Here is a 17889-nt window from a genome sequence, read left to right as displayed (position 1 = left end):
CCCATTTTATATTAATATTATAAATCAAAAAAGTTTTTATCTATTTCATAAATTTCATATGTTCTTACCTTCGCAACTCCCATGCCATTTTGGACTAAAAATTCACATAATTGTTCGCCATCAACAAGAGTAATATTCATGCCTTGTGCTTTTTCCGCACTATTAATTGCTTGTTCGGTAAAGCATGAAGATGAGAAAAAGACTCCTTTGTGTGCTCCTTTTTGGTTCATCGAACCAATAAATTCTCTAATTTCACTAGGTGGTACTTTTTTAATATTATATCTCTTAGCTTGGATGTATATTTTTTCCAAACCTAATTTATCTTCATTAATAATGCCATCTATGCCTTCATCTCCAGCGCCACCAACAACCTTACCTGCCTCAGACTCATGCCACCCATAACCCATTTTTAATAAAAGTGTTACTACAAGTCTCTCAAAGAAAGCTGGATCCGAGGAATTGATAGCATCGAGCAATTGCTCTTTTATGGTTTTAATATGTTCATTATATTTTCCGTGAATTATTTCTTCTGGTAGCTGTTCTTTTGCAACCTTTTCAATTTTTAGTGGGCTAAGGTATGAAATTTGCCCCTGCCAAAGATCGTATAGTGGCTTTGATTGCCCTAGAGATTTAACTTCAATAAATATTTTTCGTGGCGATGCGCTCGGAAAATCAATTCCATAACAATGTTTTCTAATTTCACCCCGAACTACGGATAAAGGATCTTTTGCACCAAATGAATAATATCCTTTCTTTATGATGAAATCATAAATATCCTTGTGCGATAAAGGCTTACCATGTTCCTTCAATACATTTAATATAGCTTCAATAATCGTCATCTAACTAATTCCCAAAATGCAAAATCTCGCATTTTCTTAACATTCTTATCTCCATCTACATACAAACTAAAATGCTTCTCAAGCTGCCTAATCTGCCCCATCAGAGATTCCTGTTCGCCTTTATCATCAATGTTAAATACGGCCTTGATATCAGCATTCTTGATCTCAGAAACTCGATGAATCACCCAAGTCAGAATATAAGAAGCATAATTATTCTCCCCTGTTTTGAAGTGGGTGATTTCTTGTGTCGATAGAATTGCACCGACACCATACTCGCGACCTTCTTTAAGAATTTTACGCAAACTAGCAAAATCCTGGCGCATAAAATTATCAGCTTCATCAACCAGAATCATTTTAGTTAGCTGGCGATAATCCCCTTGCACCATCGGTTTACCGCGTTTTTGCATCTGGGCATAAAACAGGTCAAGCGTGAGTGCAACCACCAGGTTTTGAATCTCTGATGGATAACCCGCAAGTTCGATAACTGTGACGCCATCAACCAGATCGTACAAACTGGTCATATTCTCTGGATCCGTTTCAAAAATCTGGAAACCAGCCAGATTATAAAGCGCAGCATATAATGAATCTTCGTCGACTTTCTCTTGTGCCAGGTACTGCTGCCACACATCTTCAATAGTCGGTGCTACACGATTCCATGTTGATCTATCATGAGGCACTATTCCTGCTAAGTCATAGCACTCCATTATTAGTGTAACCAGCTTCATGCGTTGTTTTACGCCAAGGTTATACGCTTTGCCCATTGTTTCAGCAAATGCCATGGCCGTATGCCTCGGTAACATGGGCATATCACCAAATAACGATAACGGATTGTAAGGTAACAACGATAGCTGATACCTCTTAGCTCCCGTAGCTTCCAGAAACGCATCATCCACATAGTCAGATTTATAGTCGAAGATCAATAATCCAATCGGTTTACCATCAACGTTGCACGACTGATTGCGCATCAGTTGCGTAACCAGCGATTTAGTAAACTGGGTTTTCCCGGTGCCCATTGTTCCAATAATACCGGTATTAGTATTCATGAATTTAGCGGTGTTGGTTGGCTCCCAGTACAACGGATTCTGGTGTACAGCATCATGACCAAACAAGACCTGTAATGGTGTATTGGTGACATTACTGGGGCTTAGTGCCGGTGCTTTAGGTTGTGGAGGCTCCGGCGCTGAAATGGGTTGCGGTTCAGTTGTTGCCGCCTGTTCCGGGAGAGAGGAATCGACATCACACTCTGGTTTAAGCAGATATTTTTCCGGCACCCGATAGCGTTCAGCTAGTGGAGGTTGATCACCTTGTGCTGCAATTAACGATGGAAGCAATGAATAGGGGATTTCGATCTGTAGAATATTCTCTGCTGTTTCTTTATAGGAGAGATCAAAACAGGTTCCGCTGTCTACATGAGCTACCACAAAACCATCTGCATAATCAGCAAGCTCGCCTAATTGATAGTCGCCAGTGAGCCACCATTCGCGTCGCTCCAGGAGAGGGGATAGCTTGTCGTTATCCAGTACCCCATACAGACGCAACTTTTCTACCTGCATTAATACCTGGCGGATAAAAAGTGCCCGGTATAGCTGTGATGCCAGAGTTTGTGGCCCAAGAATATCTTGTTGTAAATAGCGTTTTAGCTCGCGGGCCTGCTGGCCAGCATGGTTGTAATCAGGGCGAGCCCCTGTTTTAACTTCAAGTGGTAAAAGATACAGGTTGTTATCTTTGAAGCCGACAAAGAGCACATCGTCAGAGATCGCTCCTTTCTGATAACCCTGTAAATGGCGGGATAAATCGCTTTCTTTCATTCTCAGCCCGACGTTGCCAGACACGCGGATCATCTCTGCTACTGACAATGGAACCCAGCAAATATCTGACTGGTGCAACATAGACTGTACGAATTTGTATGCACCGATAATGCCGTGCTTCTCTTTGCGCTCCTTCTCATTTGAACGCAACATTTTCAACAGCCACTCGCCGTTAAAGGCGTTAAATTCAGCAAGTAGTTGCTGGCTATCAACGGTGGATTGCCCGGTTTGATTACCTGTCTGAAGCAGACGCAAGAACAATTCAACCTGTTTTGTGACAGTTACGGCGTCATAACCTGCGCAACTGGTGTACTGGTCAGAGTAATGAATTAGAACGACATCTTTTTGATTGGTAAAGAAATCGAGTGTTACCTTAGGGTCGATAATTGTGGTCCAGAGAGAACTATCATAAGAGCGATTCAGCAGTTGCTTAAAGTTACCGCTGACGGCAAGGCTGATCCCCTGGCCGTGATACTGACTGTTGCTTTGTCGCGCCGGTTGCCACAGACAACCCAACAAGTGGGCGAGACGTAGGGCGCAATAAGGTTCTGTATCGACATTTCGTAGACCAAATGCGGTAAAGTAGGCGTCACCCTGTGTTTCAGCCCCTTCACCCGCAATAAGACCATGACATAACACGCCACTGGCAGCATCCTCAATGCGAATCTGGCGGCAATCAACCGGTGCGGTGTTGGTGAAAAACGCGAGATGGGCGTAAGCCAGTTGATCGCTTTCCGGTGGCAGGACAAATTTGCTGAATGTTAAGCGACTGCGAAGTAGATCGATCAACATATCGGCTTCAGAACGCCACGCACCGCTGTTCAGGCCTAGATCATTTTTAAGTTGTTCATAGCTACCACTTTCAGCAAAGCGATCAAAGGCATTGGGGAGCAGGTGTTCGTCATAGCAGTTTACGTGTATCGAAATTGCGTTATCTTTTTCCTGTTTAAAATAATCTACCAGCCCCAAAAAGAGCTCTCTAGCATCTCCCATATTAATAGCATTAATAACCAGTGCATTATTCCCAGCACTCTGGAACAACCGGGAATAGGCGTCTGTAAATTCGTTTAGCTTGTCTTTCACAAGACGCTTAACGTATTCGTGGCTCATCTGGCGCTGGGGAACAATATCTATCCAGAAGCGGTTTTCTGACATCGGTTGTAACTGTGCGTATTCATGTTCGCTATGATACACAAATGGCATTAAGCCCGAGACGACCAGACGATCGAGAGTAATCTCTGGTAATGAAGCGAAGGAAGCTGATGTGGGAAATCCGGGCTCTGCGATGATAGTTTCAGCTAGCTGTAAATGATAAGCCATTACCAATGGGTGCAGAGGTGAGAGACGTTCATAATCCTCGCCACGGCAAATTCCCACATGTAAGAGCCGTTTTTCTTGGGTCGTTAATGCTCTGCTCAGACTTATTTGCTGTAATGCCTGTTCAAAGGTAGCGATCATGTGACTAACTAATACACGATATTCCGCTGACCATGACACCAGACTCGGCAGAGTATTTCGTCGTTGATAGTAAACGAACAATTGGTGGTACGCATTATGGAGGTCGGGGTAGCTTACCAGTAGCTCATCCAGAGCAAACTCATTACCATTGCTACCTATGCTGAGCAGATTACTCTCGATTAGAGTGTACTCTTGCATAAGTAACTGCTGGCGTACACCAACCACATTATGTTCGATATTATCCAGGATTACGCGACCTTTCATCTTATTCCAGGTTGCATTCCCTTCTTCTTTAAAGAGTTTATTGAAACGACTCTGATCAAAAAGTAGAGGCAGAGTTAATCCTTCCTCTGCTCCTGGCCCTTCGATGTTGAATAGTAAACGGGAGTCACCTGAAGTCAGTGTAAATTTGATCAGCTCACTTTGATTCGCCAGCGTTTCAAAATTAACGAGTGCATAATGGTGACAATCAATGTCATCACTTTCTTCATCAAGTAAACAAGTCTGGTCGCCGAGCTCCGCAATACGCAATTCGTTATCTTCCAATTGCAGAGTTAATTGGCCTTTACCTGGCTCAATACGGTAACAATGCAGGATCTCATTAAGCCAGAATTGCCCTTGTTCAACTAACAGCAGGCGAAATTTGTACTCTTCCGCCGAGTTATTGCGGTTGATAATTTCGAGACTAAAGAAACAGGGCCGACCATCGAAAGGTACAGATGCCAGAATCTTAGAGTTTCTCCCCCCAAGTCGGCTGGTACGCCAGAATCGTTCTTTCTGTAGCTGACGATGATGAGCAATTTTTACCTGATTGTCCTGAAGGTCGCTACCCTGGAAGATAAACTCCAGCTCAACGTGTGACTGCCCCGGTAGAACCTGAACCAGGACACTGATATCTCGTTTACCTGCTTTACTGGTGCTTTTGGCTCTTTGCCAGACCTCACCGTTTTCAGCAGTAATGTTTTCCAACACCAGTTTCTGTTCACTGTTTTGTGCTTTTTCATTCAGGTAGACGGAGAAATCAAGTTCACGCCAATCGTCATTGTCAACGAAATGCTCCTGAATGAATTTTGCACTAAATTCAGTTAGTACATTCTCCAGTTGCCCGCTGTAGCGTTCAACACTGTCCTCTATCTGACGATATAACTTCTGGTTTTCATTGAGCCTAGCGCGTAACTGCTTATCACTAAAGTCCAGCAGGTTATTATCGTTAAATAACTTTAGCTCAGAGAAATCCAGATTGCCGTCATCCAACAAACGGTATAACGATGAAAATCCAAAAACTGTTGCGCCTTCGTCCAATATTGTTGTCAGCTGATCTCCCAGCAAACAGCGGGATACTTGAGAACGGGCGCTGTCCGTTGTGATTAACTTTTCAAGCTGGTAACGGAAGGTTTCAGGATGCCAGATAGCATCCGGTGCAGCGACATCTTTGGTACTATTGAGTAAGGTATCCAGCATGCTGTTGTGGATAATCAACAACGCAGTCTGGGCAAAAATGCCATTGCGGCCGGAAACCTGATCGCGTAAATGAGAAATATAGTTTTCTGTGAATGCAGGGGGAGTTGTGCCGTGCAGTACTGGAATAAGATGGATATTATTGCATTGGACGTAGGTAAGGTATTGCCCCGGTGCAATTTCTAGTTTATTCCCATTCGCTAAAGAATCGAAAGCCATCCAAAGTTTTAAGGCGTTATCCGGATCGGGAGATTTAAACTGGTAGCGCTCACCAGGCTGGATGATGCTGCTAACCCATTCAATGAAGGTTTCTGCCAGATAGGTTTCATACTGTTTTGCGGACATATACGGCGTCTCCACTGTCACTCATTCTTTCCACATTCCCCATGCGTTCATAAAACGCAACCAGCATTTGTGTAGACTGGTTATCCAGATAAAATCCGCGTTGCTCAAAACCACGTAGTAGCTCATGCAGCCGGAGTTTTTTGTTTTTACCCACGGTAAGGTTAGTTAGTAGCAGTAGTCGATCCTGGTTCAGCACCAGTACTTTCCCCGCTCGGCCACGAACCTGAATGAAGTCAGTGCAAATCTGGCTTTCCAGCTCGTTGATGTATTTGCGATTTACCGCTGCTCGCTCGGTTTTTTTACCCTGAAACTGTTCAACTGCAACAGATAACAGCTGTTTAAAGGCATCTTCCAGGTTTGTAGCACGATCGCGTTCAGGAAGATCTCGCTCCTCCTTACTGATAAACTTCTGTATATAATTATTGAGTTCATTCAGTAATCGATTTGATGTGTCTGAATAACCCAAACAATCTTGATATACCTGCCAAAGAGGGCGTTTTTCCTCACCTTTTACTTGTAATACCTCTAATGCAGAGAGTATGGGGAACAATTTTTCACTTTGGCGGGCAAACCACTTATAGCCGAAGAATTTTATTTTATCTCGTTCAGAGCTAGCTTTTTCAGTATCGAGGATAAAGAACAATGATTTACTCTGCGGCTCGCCGTCTTGCCAGTTGTCCAAATTGAGCGCCAGTTGTGCGCACCAACTAAAGGCATACAAACGTAGAGTATTGGTCAGTTCCTGCAATAGATATTGTGGATGCTCAGCCAGAAACGCCAAATCAGACTGAAAACACGTTACCAAATAGGGTAAATAAGGTTGTTCTTTTGCATATGGCCCCTCTCCCAGTCGGATTAATTTCTTATTGAGCTTATTCAGCATCTCTTTTTCAATAAAATTTAACTTATCTTGTATAGGGTTATTAAGGCTAAAACCTCGCATCAGATTGGCAAACAGAGTTCCAAGGCGTTTGTCGGCTGTAGAACCTGTGCTTATCTTTTCACCATCAAACTGAGCGTGAAACAGCAAGAACAGTGGGGAGACACGAAAAATATCCTGACTGGAAAAATACATCCGTTCCAGCACGGACAAGAACGCGGGCTCATCAATTAATATTTGCAGATGAGTTTTACAATCCTCGCGAAACTGCTCGAGACTGTAAGTATTGATTTTATACTTCACTGCATAGCTCAGTACTAAACCTGTGACGATTTGCCAGTCAATGTTGTTATTCTTATTACGTATTGGAAGGTAACTATCCAGCTGGTTATTTCCAACTTTTAAATTTTCTGCAATAGGATACATGATGTTATCCCTCCATGCCGCTGATAGTAATCATGTCGTCGTCCGCTCTTGCACTGTAAACTCGTGTTACACCGTCATAAAACTTGATTTCGCTGCTGGATTTTGCTTTTTCCGCAATTAGTTCAACGATTTCATCCAGTAAAACAATCGCACTTTTGTCATATTTATTAGGGCGATAGCCATTATTTAGCTTGCTCAATAACTCAAATAAATTAAGACCGATTCTAATCGGATCCAGCGGATCCTGTCCTACTTTTAAATAGATATCGAAACAAGTTGTATGGGCTGTATTTTTCTTGAGGATGGAATCCCAGTCCGGTTTCAGCGCAACAGGTGCTGTGATTTTAATCCCACCAAATTCGCCTAAAAAGAACTCTTCTTTTTGTGTACTCAGTTCAGGTGCTTTACGGTTTGCATAGCGCTGAATACCAGCGATAAGCTCGAAAGAGTAAAAGCGGTTCAGTGCTCTTTTTTGTTCCGGATCTGCGGTATAGTTTTTATGCAGATGCCAAATCTCAGAATAACGCTCAAAGACAGCTTCTTTAAAGAAGATAGAGAATTTTTTGTGATAGTTATTCCCTAAAGATTCATGTTGTAGTAGCCAGAAAAGTCTAATTAAAGAAGCTGCATCACCTGGCTTAACACATTTACGATCAAACATAAGAGGTAATTGTGCAAGGGTAATTAGGAACTCATCCAGTTCGGGATCAACCAATCCAAGCTCATAGCGTAAAATAAATTGATCAATCTCGTATGTATGCAATCTGGCAGGATCAAAATCAGAAACCTTTTTAATTAGATCATTTTCTGCACCATTAAACAGATTATCAAATAGGTACCCTGGCCCTGTCAGCAGGTGATGTAAAAAATCCAATAAGGTTCGTGTGGTAACGAATTGATCTTTTATTAATCTGGCTTTAAATAGCTGTGTTATTAAAACATTCTGAACACCGGGCATGCACAGTAGTTTAAAGTTAGCAACGGTTTTTAAATCATGTCCTATTGATTCATCACGTTGATAAATTGTGTAAAACAGGTTTTTGTCGCCATTCCCCGTTAAGTGATTCATTAATTTTTTGATAAAAGGGGAGTATTCCTGCTCTTCGTCAAACTCGAACTTTGGATAATGTTCGAAATCAAAGAATGTACAATGTTCATTGCGGTAAGGACGCTGACCTTCCTGTTGCGCTGACAAGAATGAATCAATGGCAGCGCGGATAGCCATATGGGACTCAGAACCTTCTCTTGCAAAGTTGGCGAGCATCCCGGTGTTGATACCGATGAGGAGCGGGTATGATTGTGCGTGATGATTTTCAAATAAATCATTCAGTGCATCAATGGCTGATTGTTGAGGCGCAAAGCTGTGCGTAGCATCCAGATGGAAACTAAACTTATGTTGATATCGTGGATCTGACTTACAGCGGGTTAAAATTTCGGATTTCCCATCCCCGCTACTTCCGCATAGAAAAATGATCTCACCGGGAGTCGCTGTATCCAGATAACGCTGTAACTCTTCTTCGATTTCTTGTTTAACAAAGAGTTGTTCTTTTAGCTCATCGAACACATCCTTTTGCCGATGAGTTTCTGTGGTTACAGAAAACGAAGATGACTTCGCAAGTACACCTAACGCTTTACGTAATGTGATCGCGCTCATAACTTCATGTTCTCTAAAGTAAGAATTCGCCTATTTTATACGAGCTTTTCCTTGATCTCTATAGGACTTTTGCCTTCGAGTTAAGGATGCGTGTTTTCGTGTAACGAATGAAAGGGTTAAATAGTATTAGCTCAAGTAATGATGAAAAAGCTAATAATAACCAATTGAAATTATTTGCTTCTGGAAACAGTTAAACTGGCCCTTCCTGAAATCATCAACTCTTCATGTAAAAAATGTTTTTTTGGAATGTCTGGTGCTTTATTAATAAATAAAAAAATCTTACTTGTGTAAAATTGCAACAAAGTGTGCACCCTACAAATACGGTTTCCTGGGAAGCTCTCGCGTACAAAGTAAAGGAATAGCGCTTGCAAAAAGTGAAGTATTTTTCCACAGCCCATAAACATCAACTTTTCCCTTAACACTATTTCCTGAATCCTCCTGGCAAATTCCAAATTTACCCCACCCAAAACCGCTGTATTTATATTCAGCCCTGTATAATGAGCAGCAGAAATTAGGCCTAACGGCAAAGGAAGTATCAAAGAATATTTAACGAGGATTTCGCGATATGAAGGTGCTGCAACACCCCCATACCGCTAACCACAACCAACTATCGAGGAGTTGAAAATGGCTGCGACGAATTTTAAGCCAGAGTTTAACGTTTGCAAAACAGAATCAGACGCTTTCACCGGCATGATTGAAAACCGCGAGCTGGTACGCAAAAACAGCGCCCGCCGTCTTCACGGCAACCCGCCTAACGCGGCGCCCGTCCATCCCCGCGCGGAAACGCCGCAGGACAGTGCCGCTTGCTGCGAACTGTATGCGCGTATAGACATGAAATACCTTCTGCTGGGTGGCGACTGGCTAACCCGTGCGGGCTTTATCAACGGTATGCCCGTAAAAATCCGCGCCATGAAAGACTGCATTGTGATTACACCACAGCATACGAGAGAATTATGGGGATGCCTGGAAGGTATGAGTGTGGTGAATATAAATAAGCAGAAAGTCGCGCAGTGGTTAAAAACATTTCCAGGCGCGTTAAATGACACCGGTGATATTCCGGTGATTAAGCGCAACGCCTGATAAACATCCCGGCCCTGAGCCGGGATTCTTTATTATGCCGCCTTCAAAACACCGGCACCCCCAGCCCCAATTTCACCTCCCTCAACGTCTCCTGCGTCACCCCCTGCGCCCGTTCGGTCCCGCGCTTCAGCATCGCCATTAGCTCCCCTTTATCCCGCATATACATCGCCCTCCGCTCCCGCATCGGCGCAATCAGCTCCTGCAAACACCCCTCCAGCTCGTTCTTGCACGCCCGGTCACCCAGCCCGCCCGCCTGATAGTGCGCCTTCATCGCCGCCACTTTCTCCTTGTCCGGATGAAACGCGTCGAGGTACGTAAACACCACGTTCCCCTCTATCTGCCCCGGGTCGCTTACCTTCAGGTGGTTCGGGTCGGTGTACATGGCGCTCACCGCACGGTGGATGGTCTCTTCACTGGCCGAAAGGTGCAGCGTGTTGCCCAGCGATTTCGACATCTTGGCGCTGCCGTCGATGCCGGGCAGGCGGCTGGTGTCGCTCAGCATCGCCTTGCAGTGGCGCAGCACCGGGGCGGGCAGCAGGCTGTTCATCTTGTGGACGATCTCGTTGGTCTGCTCAATCATCGGCAGTTGGTCGTCGCCGACGGGCACGCACTCGGCCTTGAACGCGGTGATGTCCGCCGCCTGGCTGATGGGATAGGCCATAAACCCGACCGGCAGCGAGCGAGCAAAGCCCTTCTGCGCAATCTCGTTCTTCACCGTCGGGTTACGCTCCACGCGGGCGACGGTGACGATGTTCATATACAGCATCGTCAGCTCGGCGAGGGCGGGCAGGGCGGATTGCAGGCAGATCGTGGTCAGGTTCGGGTCGATACCGGCGGCGAGGTAGTCGACCAGCACTTCAGGGATGTTGTCGCGAATTTTTTGCGGGTTGCTGCCGTTGTCGGTCAGCCCCTGAAGGTCGGCAATCAGCACGAACTGGCTGTGCGTGTGCTGGAGCGCCACGCGCTGGCGCAGCGATCCGACGAAATGGCCAAGGTGCAGCGGGCCGGTTGGGCGGTCGCCGGTGAGGATGGTGGGTGCGTTCATAAAGACTCCTTAACGTTGCAATGCCGAAAGGGGTCTTCTGTGTGCGATAGCCGCCTTTCGGCGGCTATCTGAAAATAGGGAAAACTACTCCGTGCCGCCTTTAAGAAGGCAGCCACCAGCGGTTTACGGTGAGGACGGCGTGGTTTATGTTCATGCTTTTACCGTACCACGTCCGGCGCGAAAAACAAAAGGGCACGTCATGCTGCAATCTCTCAACCACCTGACCCTCGCGGTCAGCGACCTGCAAAAAAGCGTCACCTTCTGGCACGGGCTGCTGGGCCTGACGCTGCACGCCCGCTGGAATACAGGGGCCTATCTCACCTGCGGCGAACTGTGGGTCTGTCTGTCGTACGACGAGGCGCGCCGGTACGTGCCGCCGCAGGAGAGCGACTACACGCATTACGCGTTTACCGTGGCGGAAGAGGATTTTGAACCGTTCTCGCAAAGGCTTGAGCAGGCGGGCGTCACCGTCTGGAAGCAGAACAAAAGCGAGGGGGCGTCGTTCTATTTTCTCGATCCGGACGGGCACAAGCTGGAGCTGCACGTGGGCAGCCTCGCCGCGCGGCTGGCGGCGTGTCGCGAGAAGCCCTACGCGGGCATGGTGTTTACCGCATCATCTCAACGTTCATGAAACACCGGCACAAAAATACCTGTTCCCGGTATTCACGTTACCGGGTTTCTTTATTTTTAACGTAAGTAGGAAATAATTTTTACATTGCTGAAAATTATTATTGTAAAAATCTACATTAGCCGTTTTTCTATATATTTAGTTCGTCAATAATTTAATTTGATTTATTGCAACGTGAGCGCGATTTAGCCAAAATACCCGCCCTTTTTCGGTTAAAAAGTACCCGCTATGATAAAGTTCATGAATGTTTTAGGCATACTTATCGCGTCATTAATGGCAACCAGCGCGTTTGCCGTTAACTGCCAGCGTGCGGCGACCCCTCTTGAGAACACGATTTGTAGCAGTGAAAATCTCAGCTGGCTTAATAACATTATGACAACTTACTATCGCGATATGCTGGTGCGCCGCGACGGACACGTTGTTCATCAGGAATATCTGGCATGGCAGACGTCACTCAAAAAGTGCACGTCAGAAAGCTGTATAGAGCACGCCTACTTCGCGGGAATCGGCAAGCTGGCCGAAGCCCCTCCGCACTTTCTCTGGCAGGGGCGCTGGTGGAATACCCAGGCGGCAAATATGAACGGCGGGGTGATTGAATTCAGTCACAACGCCGACTGGACGGTCAATGTTGATATTCGCATCTGGTCTGGGTTGAATAAAGAGACCTATACCGCCGAAGCGCGCAAGGTCGACGGCATGCTGCTCATCGACAATATGGCGGAAAGTAAACGCTGCAAAGTGCTGCTGATCCCCGAAAGCAGCGGTGCGCTTCAGGCTTTTAGCAGCGGCAAAAGAGGATGCAGTCTCTCCGTGCCCAACGGGGCCTTTATTGACGGTATTTACGCCCGGTCAGAAAAGGACCCGCGCCCAAAAGCAACGCTGCTCTCGCTGCAAATCCTGCCCGATGCGAAAACGGAAGAACGATTCCGTGCGCTGGTGGGGGATGATTATCAGAAATTTATTCAGACGGCTAATGCGTATATATACCGCAAAGATATCGACAATATTGGCGCCACGGTCATTTCGTCCTGGCTGCGCGGGGCGGCCAATACCCGCACCGCACTTATTATGTATAACGCCAGCCATATTTGGGCTGCCCGCATTGCTCCTGATGAAAAAGGCAAACTGACCTTCTATTACTACAGCACGCAGCATAATGACGTCAGCAAAATGCCGCGCACCATAGCGGAATGGCGCATGCGCTACATGGAGCATTAAGCGTCACGTCCTGTTTCCAGGACGCGTGTTGAGCTTTACGCCAGCGTGCCAACGACGTTTAAATCCGCATCGTCAGGCACTTCATTGTAGGAAAGTACGTGTAGCCCTTTAGCGAACAGGCGGGCATAACGCGAGATCAGCGGCCGCAGCTGCGGCGTGACCAGCAGCAGCGGAGGCATATTTTTCGCTTTCATCTGCTCGTAGATCATTGGCATCGTATTTTGCAGCTGCGTCAGGATGTTGGGATCGACCGGGAAGTTATCCAGAGCAACTTTACCCGCCTGCTGGGCCTGGTTCAGTGCGCTGAGCAGCAGGTTTTCCAGCTGATTATCGATCGTATAAGCAGCCAGCTGAGGGCGATCGCCGTTAATGTTATGCACCAGCGCGCGGCGAAGCGCGTAGCGCACGTCGGCGGTAAGCAGCAGCGGATCTTTCGTGATGGCCGAGCTTTCCAGCAGCGTTGAGGCGATGGTCACAATGTCCTTCAGCGAAACCTGCTCAAGCAGAAGCTGGCGATAAACGCGCAGCAGCTGGCTATAGTTGAGCGCGGCGTTTAAGTCCTCGGCAAGCTTGGGAGCCTGCTGGGCCAGGCGCGCGTGCAGATGCGTGATGTCGTCATAGTTAAACAGCTCCGGTAAATATTCACGCGCGACCTTGTTGACGTGGGTGGCGACCACGCTTGAGCAATCCACGACCTGATACCCCAGATTGAGCGCCTTCGCCTTCTGGTCGGGATCGATCCAGACGATCGCCATACCGTAGGCCGGATCGGTGTCCAGCACGCCATCAATCTCACCGTACAGCTCGGTTCCGGGGATCGCCATCAGCTTTTCGGCCTGAACTTCAGCCACTGCCGTGCGTATGCCGTTGACGTGAATCGCATACTGCGAAGGTTTTAGCCGGAAGTTTTCGCGTATGCGGATCTCCGGCAGCAGCACCCCACACAGTTCGGAAATGACCTGCCTTACCCCCCTGACGCGCAGCGAAAGCGGGCTACCTCTGGACTCGTCTACCAGGGTGACAAGCTTGTAGCCGAGGCTCAGACCGATCGGCTCAACCAGCGGGATATTGTCCCACGTGATGGCCGTGGAGGTGTCGGGGGCCAGCGCCTCGTTGATCGCCTCCATGTCCATTTCCGGTGCGGCGGGCTGAACCACCTTGCTCTGACGCCAGGCGGCAAACAGCAGCAGCGCGGTAAAGCTCAGGAAGGCAACGTGCGGCATGCCGGGCACAATCGCCAGAATAAACATCACAAACGCGGCGGTATAGAGCACTTTCGGTTTCGAAAGAAGCTGCGTCTTGATCTCATCGCTGATGTCATTGCCTTCGCTGACGCGCGTCACGATGATGGCGGCGGAGGTGGCGAGCAGCAGGGACGGAATTTGGGCGACCAGACCGTCACCAATGGTGAGCAGGACGTACTGACGGAAAGCGACGCTGGCCTCTAAATCGTATTTGAAGATACCGATGCAGATCCCGCCAATCACGTTAATGATCAGAACCATGATCCCGGCAATGGCATCGCCGCGGACGAATTTGGATGCCCCGTCCATCGCGCCGTAGAAGTCCGCCTCTTTGGCGACCTCCTGACGGCGGCTGCGGGCCTGCTGCTGGTTGATCAACCCGGCATTCAGGTCGGCATCAATCGCCATCTGTTTACCGGGAAGGGCGTCCAGCGTAAAGCGAGCCGAGACTTCCGAGATACGCTCTGCACCCTTGGTCACAACGACGAAGTTGATGATCATCAGGATGATAAACACCACAAAACCCACGACGAAGTCGCCGCCGATGACCACCTGTCCGAAGGCTTCGATGACTTTACCCGCCGCGCCTTCCCCTTCATGCCCCTTAAGGAGAACCACGCGCGTGGAGGCCACGTTCAGCGTCAGGCGCATCAGGGTCGTGATCAGCAGCAGCGTTGGGAAGATGGCAAAATCCAGCGGACGCTGCATATTGACCGAGGCCAGCAGCACGATGACCGCCAACACGATGTTAAACGTAAACAGAATATCCAGCATCAGCGGCGACAGCGGCAGGATCACCATCGCCAGAACGCAGAGAAGCAGGATAGGCACAGCAATCTGCCCCTTCCGGAGCATGCCGAACACGTTGGATAACTTACCGTTCGCCATGGTGTTTAAATACCTCTTGAGGAATGTCTATTTGCCTGTTCAGGCGGGGTTTTTGCTCAATGCGGCCTTCACGCCAGGACTTCAGCTGCATCACATAGGTCAGCACGTGCGCAATGGCGCGAAAGAGTTGAGCCGGTATCTGCTGGTTAACGCGGGTGGTGTAGTAAACCGCTCTCGCCAGCGGTGGAAACTCCACGACCTCAATGCGGTGGCTGGCACCGACTTCTCGTATCCACAGCGCGACATCGTCAATCCCTTTTGCGACGATGTAGGGAGCTTCCGCCTGCTGCGGATCGTATTTCAGCGCTACCGCATAATGGGTCGGGTTGGTGATGATCACATCGGCGGTCGGTACGGTGCGGGTAATCTGCCCCATCGCCATCTGTCGCTGTAGCTGACGGATTCGGCCCTTGATCTGCGGGTTACCGTCGTTGTTTTTATGCTCTTCCTTCACTTCCTGCTTGGTCATGCGCATTTTTTTGGTATACATAAATTTGCTGAGCGGCACATCGAGCAGGGAGAAAAAGACGATAACAGCGATGAAATAGCTGCCAACGTGATGGAAAATCGCAAATCCCCGGAGAATGGCCTCGTTCAGGTACAGGCGTTGCAGATTCAGCAGTGCCGCCATGTTATCGCCCACCATCATGTACAGCACCGCCAGTATCGCCGAACACTTCAGCAGCATTTTGCCCACTTCCGTATAGTGGCTGGCGGAAAACAGTCGCTTTGTACCGGCTATCGGGCTGATTTTTTTAAAATCGGGCTTTAATTTGGCAGGCGTAAACAGCCATCCCCCGGGGATCAGGCTGGCGATGATGCAGGCTACCGGGATAGGAACAAGCGTTGCGATAAAGCGCAGCATTACGCTCAGGTTAAGCATAAGGAACTGACTCAGTACGCCAGGGTTATCGATATCCCTCGCCATGTGTGCGGCGGCGGTAAACGACTCCCCGATAAGCTGGCGATAGTAAGGCAGGAATGTCGCCAAAATAATAAAGGAAGCGACAAGCCCCACCGCCATGGTGAGGTCTTTTGAGCGGGGAATATCCCCTTTCTCCCGCGCCTTTCGCAGTTTCCCGGGGGTGGGTTTTTCACCTTTATCGCCGCTGGAGGACACTATTGCACCCTTATGGCGTCAAGCTTCGCCAGTATGTCGTTAGTCATGTTGAGATAGTGGTCAGGAATGTTCGTGACCAGCATCGAGATGCACAGAAGCCCAAAAAGCATGCTGATTGGGAAACCGAGCGAGAACAGGTTTAACGTCGGTGAAATGCGGTTCAGCAGGCCAAACCCTCCCTGAACGATCAGCATGACAAAGGTTGTCGGGAGCGCAATCAGCACGGCGGCAGCGATAATCCATCCCAGGCCCTGGGCAACCAACATCAGCGTCGGCTGGTTAATCGCCTGCCCGATGGGCCAGTAGGTGAACCCTTTGTACAGGATGGTGACCAGCAGAAGATGGCCGTCGGTGATGAAAAACAGCAGGGCGCAAAAGACGTAGATAATCTGTGAAATCACCGTTGTCGAGCTGCCGTTAACCGGATCGTTCATCATGGCCATCGCCAGCCCCATGTTCATGGAAAGCATATGCCCGGCCGTCTGTAGCGCGACAAAGACCAGATGCAGGATCGTCGCGAAGAGCATGCCCCACAGCAGCTGTTCGCCAATCAGTAACACCGAGCGCAGCGAGAGCAGTTCCGTGAGCACGACCCGCTCCGGCAGCATGGGGGCAATCACAATAGCCAGCGCCAGCGCGGTACCGATTTTTACGCGGCGCGAGAAGACGCGGTTGTCGAGAACCGGCGCGAACTGGATAAAGGCGAGGATACGGAAAAAAGGGAGCACCAGTGCCATTAGCGGCGCGATCAGCGCGTGAATATCAATAGCCATCGTGTTTTAACCAACCAGCGCGGCCGCTTGGGTGAAGAGCTGGACGGTAAAATCCACCAGCTGCGTCAATATCCATTTTCCGGCGAAAACGAGTACGCCCAGCGTTACCACCAGTCGTGGCAAAAAGCTGAGCGTCTGCTCGTTGATCTGGGTCGTGGCCTGGAAAATGCTGACGCACAGGCCGATGAGCAGGCTGGGAACAATCGCAACGGCAGAGATCATCAGCACGAGGTGAAGGCCCGTCGCCATGATGTCGCCGGCGGTGTCCATATTCATCATGGCTATAATCCCCGCACGCTGGCGGTGAGCGTGCCGACGATCAGCGTCCAGCCGTCGCAAAGCACGAAGAGCATCAGCTTAAAGGGGAGTGAAACGATGAGAGGCGACAACATCATCATCCCCATTGCCATCAGAATACTGGCGACAATAAGATCGATCACCAGGAAAGGAATGTAGATCATGAAGCCAATCTGGAAGGCGGTTTTCAGCTCGCTCAGCAGATAGGCGGGCGTCACGATCGTCAAATCCTGTTCGCGAGCATCCCCCTCCACGCCCGCAATCGTCATGATCTGGGCCATGGCCTTTTCATTGGTTTGGGCAAGCATATACCGCTTCAGCGGTGCTTCAGCATTGACCAGCGCCTGCTTCAGGGTAATGCGATCGCTCTGAAAGGGTTCAACCGCATCGGTATAAATAGTGGTCCATACCGGTCTCATCACCAGCAGCGTTAGGGCCAGGGCGATACCGGTCAGGATTTTATTCGGCGGGCTGGATTGCAGGCCCAGCGCCTGGCGCAGAATGGCCAGCACGATAATAAAGCGCGTAAAGCAGGTCATCATCAGGACCATAATCGGCAGCAGGCCGAGTAAGGTCATGAGGATCAGGATCTCAATCTTTACGTTGTAGTCCTGGCCATCGCCGTTGGCTGCGGTGCTGAGCAGCGTAATATCGCCGTTCGCCGCCATCGCCTGCTGATTAAACAGCACGCCGAAAAGCAGCAGCGTCATGCCCCACAGAATAAGCTC

13 protein-coding genes are annotated in these 17889 nt (G+C 48.7%); 3 read left to right on the top strand and 10 right to left on the bottom strand.

What is annotated here, in order from left to right:
• Positions 1-17: 17 nt before the first annotated feature.
• Genes N5C09_RS15655 through dptF form a run of 4 tightly spaced genes read right to left on the bottom strand, consistent with a single transcriptional unit; the run spans position 18 to position 8868 of the window.
• Positions 18-839: a restriction endonuclease gene (locus tag N5C09_RS15655; protein ID WP_279749376.1), complete on the bottom strand. Its 822-nt coding sequence runs from the start codon at positions 837-839 to the stop codon at positions 18-20.
• On the bottom strand, positions 836-5908 hold the full coding sequence (gene dptH / locus N5C09_RS15650; RefSeq protein ID WP_279749375.1) for a DNA phosphorothioation-dependent restriction protein DptH: 5073 nt from the start codon (positions 5906-5908) through the stop codon (positions 836-838). The genes N5C09_RS15655 and dptH overlap by 4 nt, the downstream gene beginning before the upstream one ends.
• Complete coding sequence (gene dptG / locus N5C09_RS15645; protein WP_279749374.1) at positions 5889-7214, bottom strand: DNA phosphorothioation-dependent restriction protein DptG; 1326 nt, start codon at positions 7212-7214, stop codon at positions 5889-5891. Before dptG ends, dptH begins: the two co-directional genes overlap by 20 nt.
• 4 nt (positions 7215-7218) lie before the next feature.
• Positions 7219-8868, bottom strand: coding sequence for a DNA phosphorothioation-dependent restriction protein DptF (gene dptF / locus N5C09_RS15640; protein ID WP_279749373.1), 1650 nt, complete (start codon positions 8866-8868; stop codon positions 7219-7221).
• A 624-nt stretch (positions 8869-9492) separates the two neighbouring features.
• Here dptF and N5C09_RS15635 point away from each other — a divergent pair.
• Entirely contained in the window at positions 9493-9948 is a 456-nt protein-coding gene (locus N5C09_RS15635; RefSeq protein ID WP_279749372.1) for a SymE family type I addiction module toxin, read from the top strand.
• Positions 9949-9991: 43 nt separating this feature from the next.
• On the opposite strand, the gene trpS is transcribed toward N5C09_RS15635, so the two are convergent.
• Positions 9992-10993, bottom strand: a complete 1002-nt coding sequence (trpS, locus tag N5C09_RS15630; protein ID WP_279749371.1) for a tryptophan--tRNA ligase — start codon at positions 10991-10993, stop codon at positions 9992-9994.
• Between the two features lie 199 nt (positions 10994-11192).
• On the opposite strand from trpS, the gene fosA reads away from it, so the two are divergent.
• Complete coding sequence (gene fosA / locus N5C09_RS15625) at positions 11193-11624, top strand: FosA/FosA2 family fosfomycin resistance glutathione transferase (RefSeq protein WP_112792948.1); 432 nt, start codon at positions 11193-11195, stop codon at positions 11622-11624.
• 237 nt (positions 11625-11861) lie between these two features.
• Positions 11862-12839 carry a hypothetical protein gene (locus N5C09_RS15620; protein ID WP_279749370.1) on the top strand — a complete coding sequence of 326 codons (978 nt, stop codon included), beginning with the start codon at positions 11862-11864 and terminating at the stop codon, positions 12837-12839.
• A 35-nt stretch (positions 12840-12874) separates the two neighbouring features.
• On the opposite strand, the gene N5C09_RS15615 is transcribed toward N5C09_RS15620, so the two are convergent.
• Genes N5C09_RS15615 through fliP form a run of 5 tightly spaced genes read right to left on the bottom strand, consistent with a single transcriptional unit; the run spans position 12875 to position 17871 of the window.
• The gene (locus N5C09_RS15615) at positions 12875-14971 is read right to left on the bottom strand and encodes a flagellar biosynthesis protein FlhA (RefSeq protein ID WP_107534579.1); all 2097 of its coding nucleotides are present in this window, start codon (positions 14969-14971) and stop codon (positions 12875-12877) included.
• A complete protein-coding gene (flhB, locus tag N5C09_RS15610) occupies positions 14958-16094 on the bottom strand; it encodes a flagellar biosynthesis protein FlhB (RefSeq protein ID WP_279749386.1) in 1137 nt (378 codons plus the stop codon). Before flhB ends, N5C09_RS15615 begins: the two co-directional genes overlap by 14 nt.
• Complete coding sequence (gene fliR / locus N5C09_RS15605; RefSeq protein WP_063450836.1) at positions 16091-16864, bottom strand: flagellar biosynthetic protein FliR; 774 nt, start codon at positions 16862-16864, stop codon at positions 16091-16093. Before fliR ends, flhB begins: the two co-directional genes overlap by 4 nt.
• A gap of 6 nt (positions 16865-16870) precedes the next feature.
• The gene (gene fliQ / locus N5C09_RS15600; RefSeq protein ID WP_063450835.1) at positions 16871-17143 is read right to left on the bottom strand and encodes a flagellar biosynthesis protein FliQ; all 273 of its coding nucleotides are present in this window, start codon (positions 17141-17143) and stop codon (positions 16871-16873) included.
• 2 nt (positions 17144-17145) lie between these two features.
• Positions 17146-17871 carry a flagellar type III secretion system pore protein FliP gene (gene fliP / locus N5C09_RS15595; protein ID WP_226848244.1) on the bottom strand — a complete coding sequence of 242 codons (726 nt, stop codon included), beginning with the start codon at positions 17869-17871 and terminating at the stop codon, positions 17146-17148.
• Positions 17872-17889 lie beyond the last annotated feature (18 nt).

The sequence above is a fragment of the Enterobacter sp. GD03975 genome (assembly GCF_029838645.1).
GTDB classification, from domain to species: Bacteria; Pseudomonadota; Gammaproteobacteria; order Enterobacterales; family Enterobacteriaceae; genus Enterobacter; species Enterobacter quasihormaechei.
This window is presented reverse-complemented; position numbering and strand designations above follow the sequence as displayed.

What these genes read in the sequence shown, in the direction of transcription:
- dptF (WP_279749373.1), bottom strand. Translation starts at nt 8,868, where the DNA reads ATGAGCGCGATCACATTACGTAAAGCGTTAGGTGTACTTGCGAAGTCA.
- fliP (WP_226848244.1), bottom strand. Translation starts at nt 17,871, where the DNA reads ATGACGCTGCTGCTTTTCGGCGTGCTGTTTAATCAGCAGGCGATGGCG.
- fosA (WP_112792948.1), top strand. Translation starts at nt 11,193, where the DNA reads ATGCTGCAATCTCTCAACCACCTGACCCTCGCGGTCAGCGACCTGCAA.
- N5C09_RS15620 (WP_279749370.1), top strand. Translation starts at nt 11,862, where the DNA reads ATGAATGTTTTAGGCATACTTATCGCGTCATTAATGGCAACCAGCGCG.
- N5C09_RS15635 (WP_279749372.1), top strand. Translation starts at nt 9,493, where the DNA reads ATGGCTGCGACGAATTTTAAGCCAGAGTTTAACGTTTGCAAAACAGAA.
- dptH (WP_279749375.1), bottom strand. Translation starts at nt 5,908, where the DNA reads ATGTCCGCAAAACAGTATGAAACCTATCTGGCAGAAACCTTCATTGAA.
- dptG (WP_279749374.1), bottom strand. Translation starts at nt 7,214, where the DNA reads ATGTATCCTATTGCAGAAAATTTAAAAGTTGGAAATAACCAGCTGGAT.
- fliQ (WP_063450835.1), bottom strand. Translation starts at nt 17,143, where the DNA reads ATGATGAATATGGACACCGCCGGCGACATCATGGCGACGGGCCTTCAC.
- N5C09_RS15615 (WP_107534579.1), bottom strand. Translation starts at nt 14,971, where the DNA reads ATGGCGAACGGTAAGTTATCCAACGTGTTCGGCATGCTCCGGAAGGGG.
- trpS (WP_279749371.1), bottom strand. Translation starts at nt 10,993, where the DNA reads ATGAACGCACCCACCATCCTCACCGGCGACCGCCCAACCGGCCCGCTG.
- fliR (WP_063450836.1), bottom strand. Translation starts at nt 16,864, where the DNA reads ATGGCTATTGATATTCACGCGCTGATCGCGCCGCTAATGGCACTGGTG.
- N5C09_RS15655 (WP_279749376.1), bottom strand. Translation starts at nt 839, where the DNA reads ATGACGATTATTGAAGCTATATTAAATGTATTGAAGGAACATGGTAAG.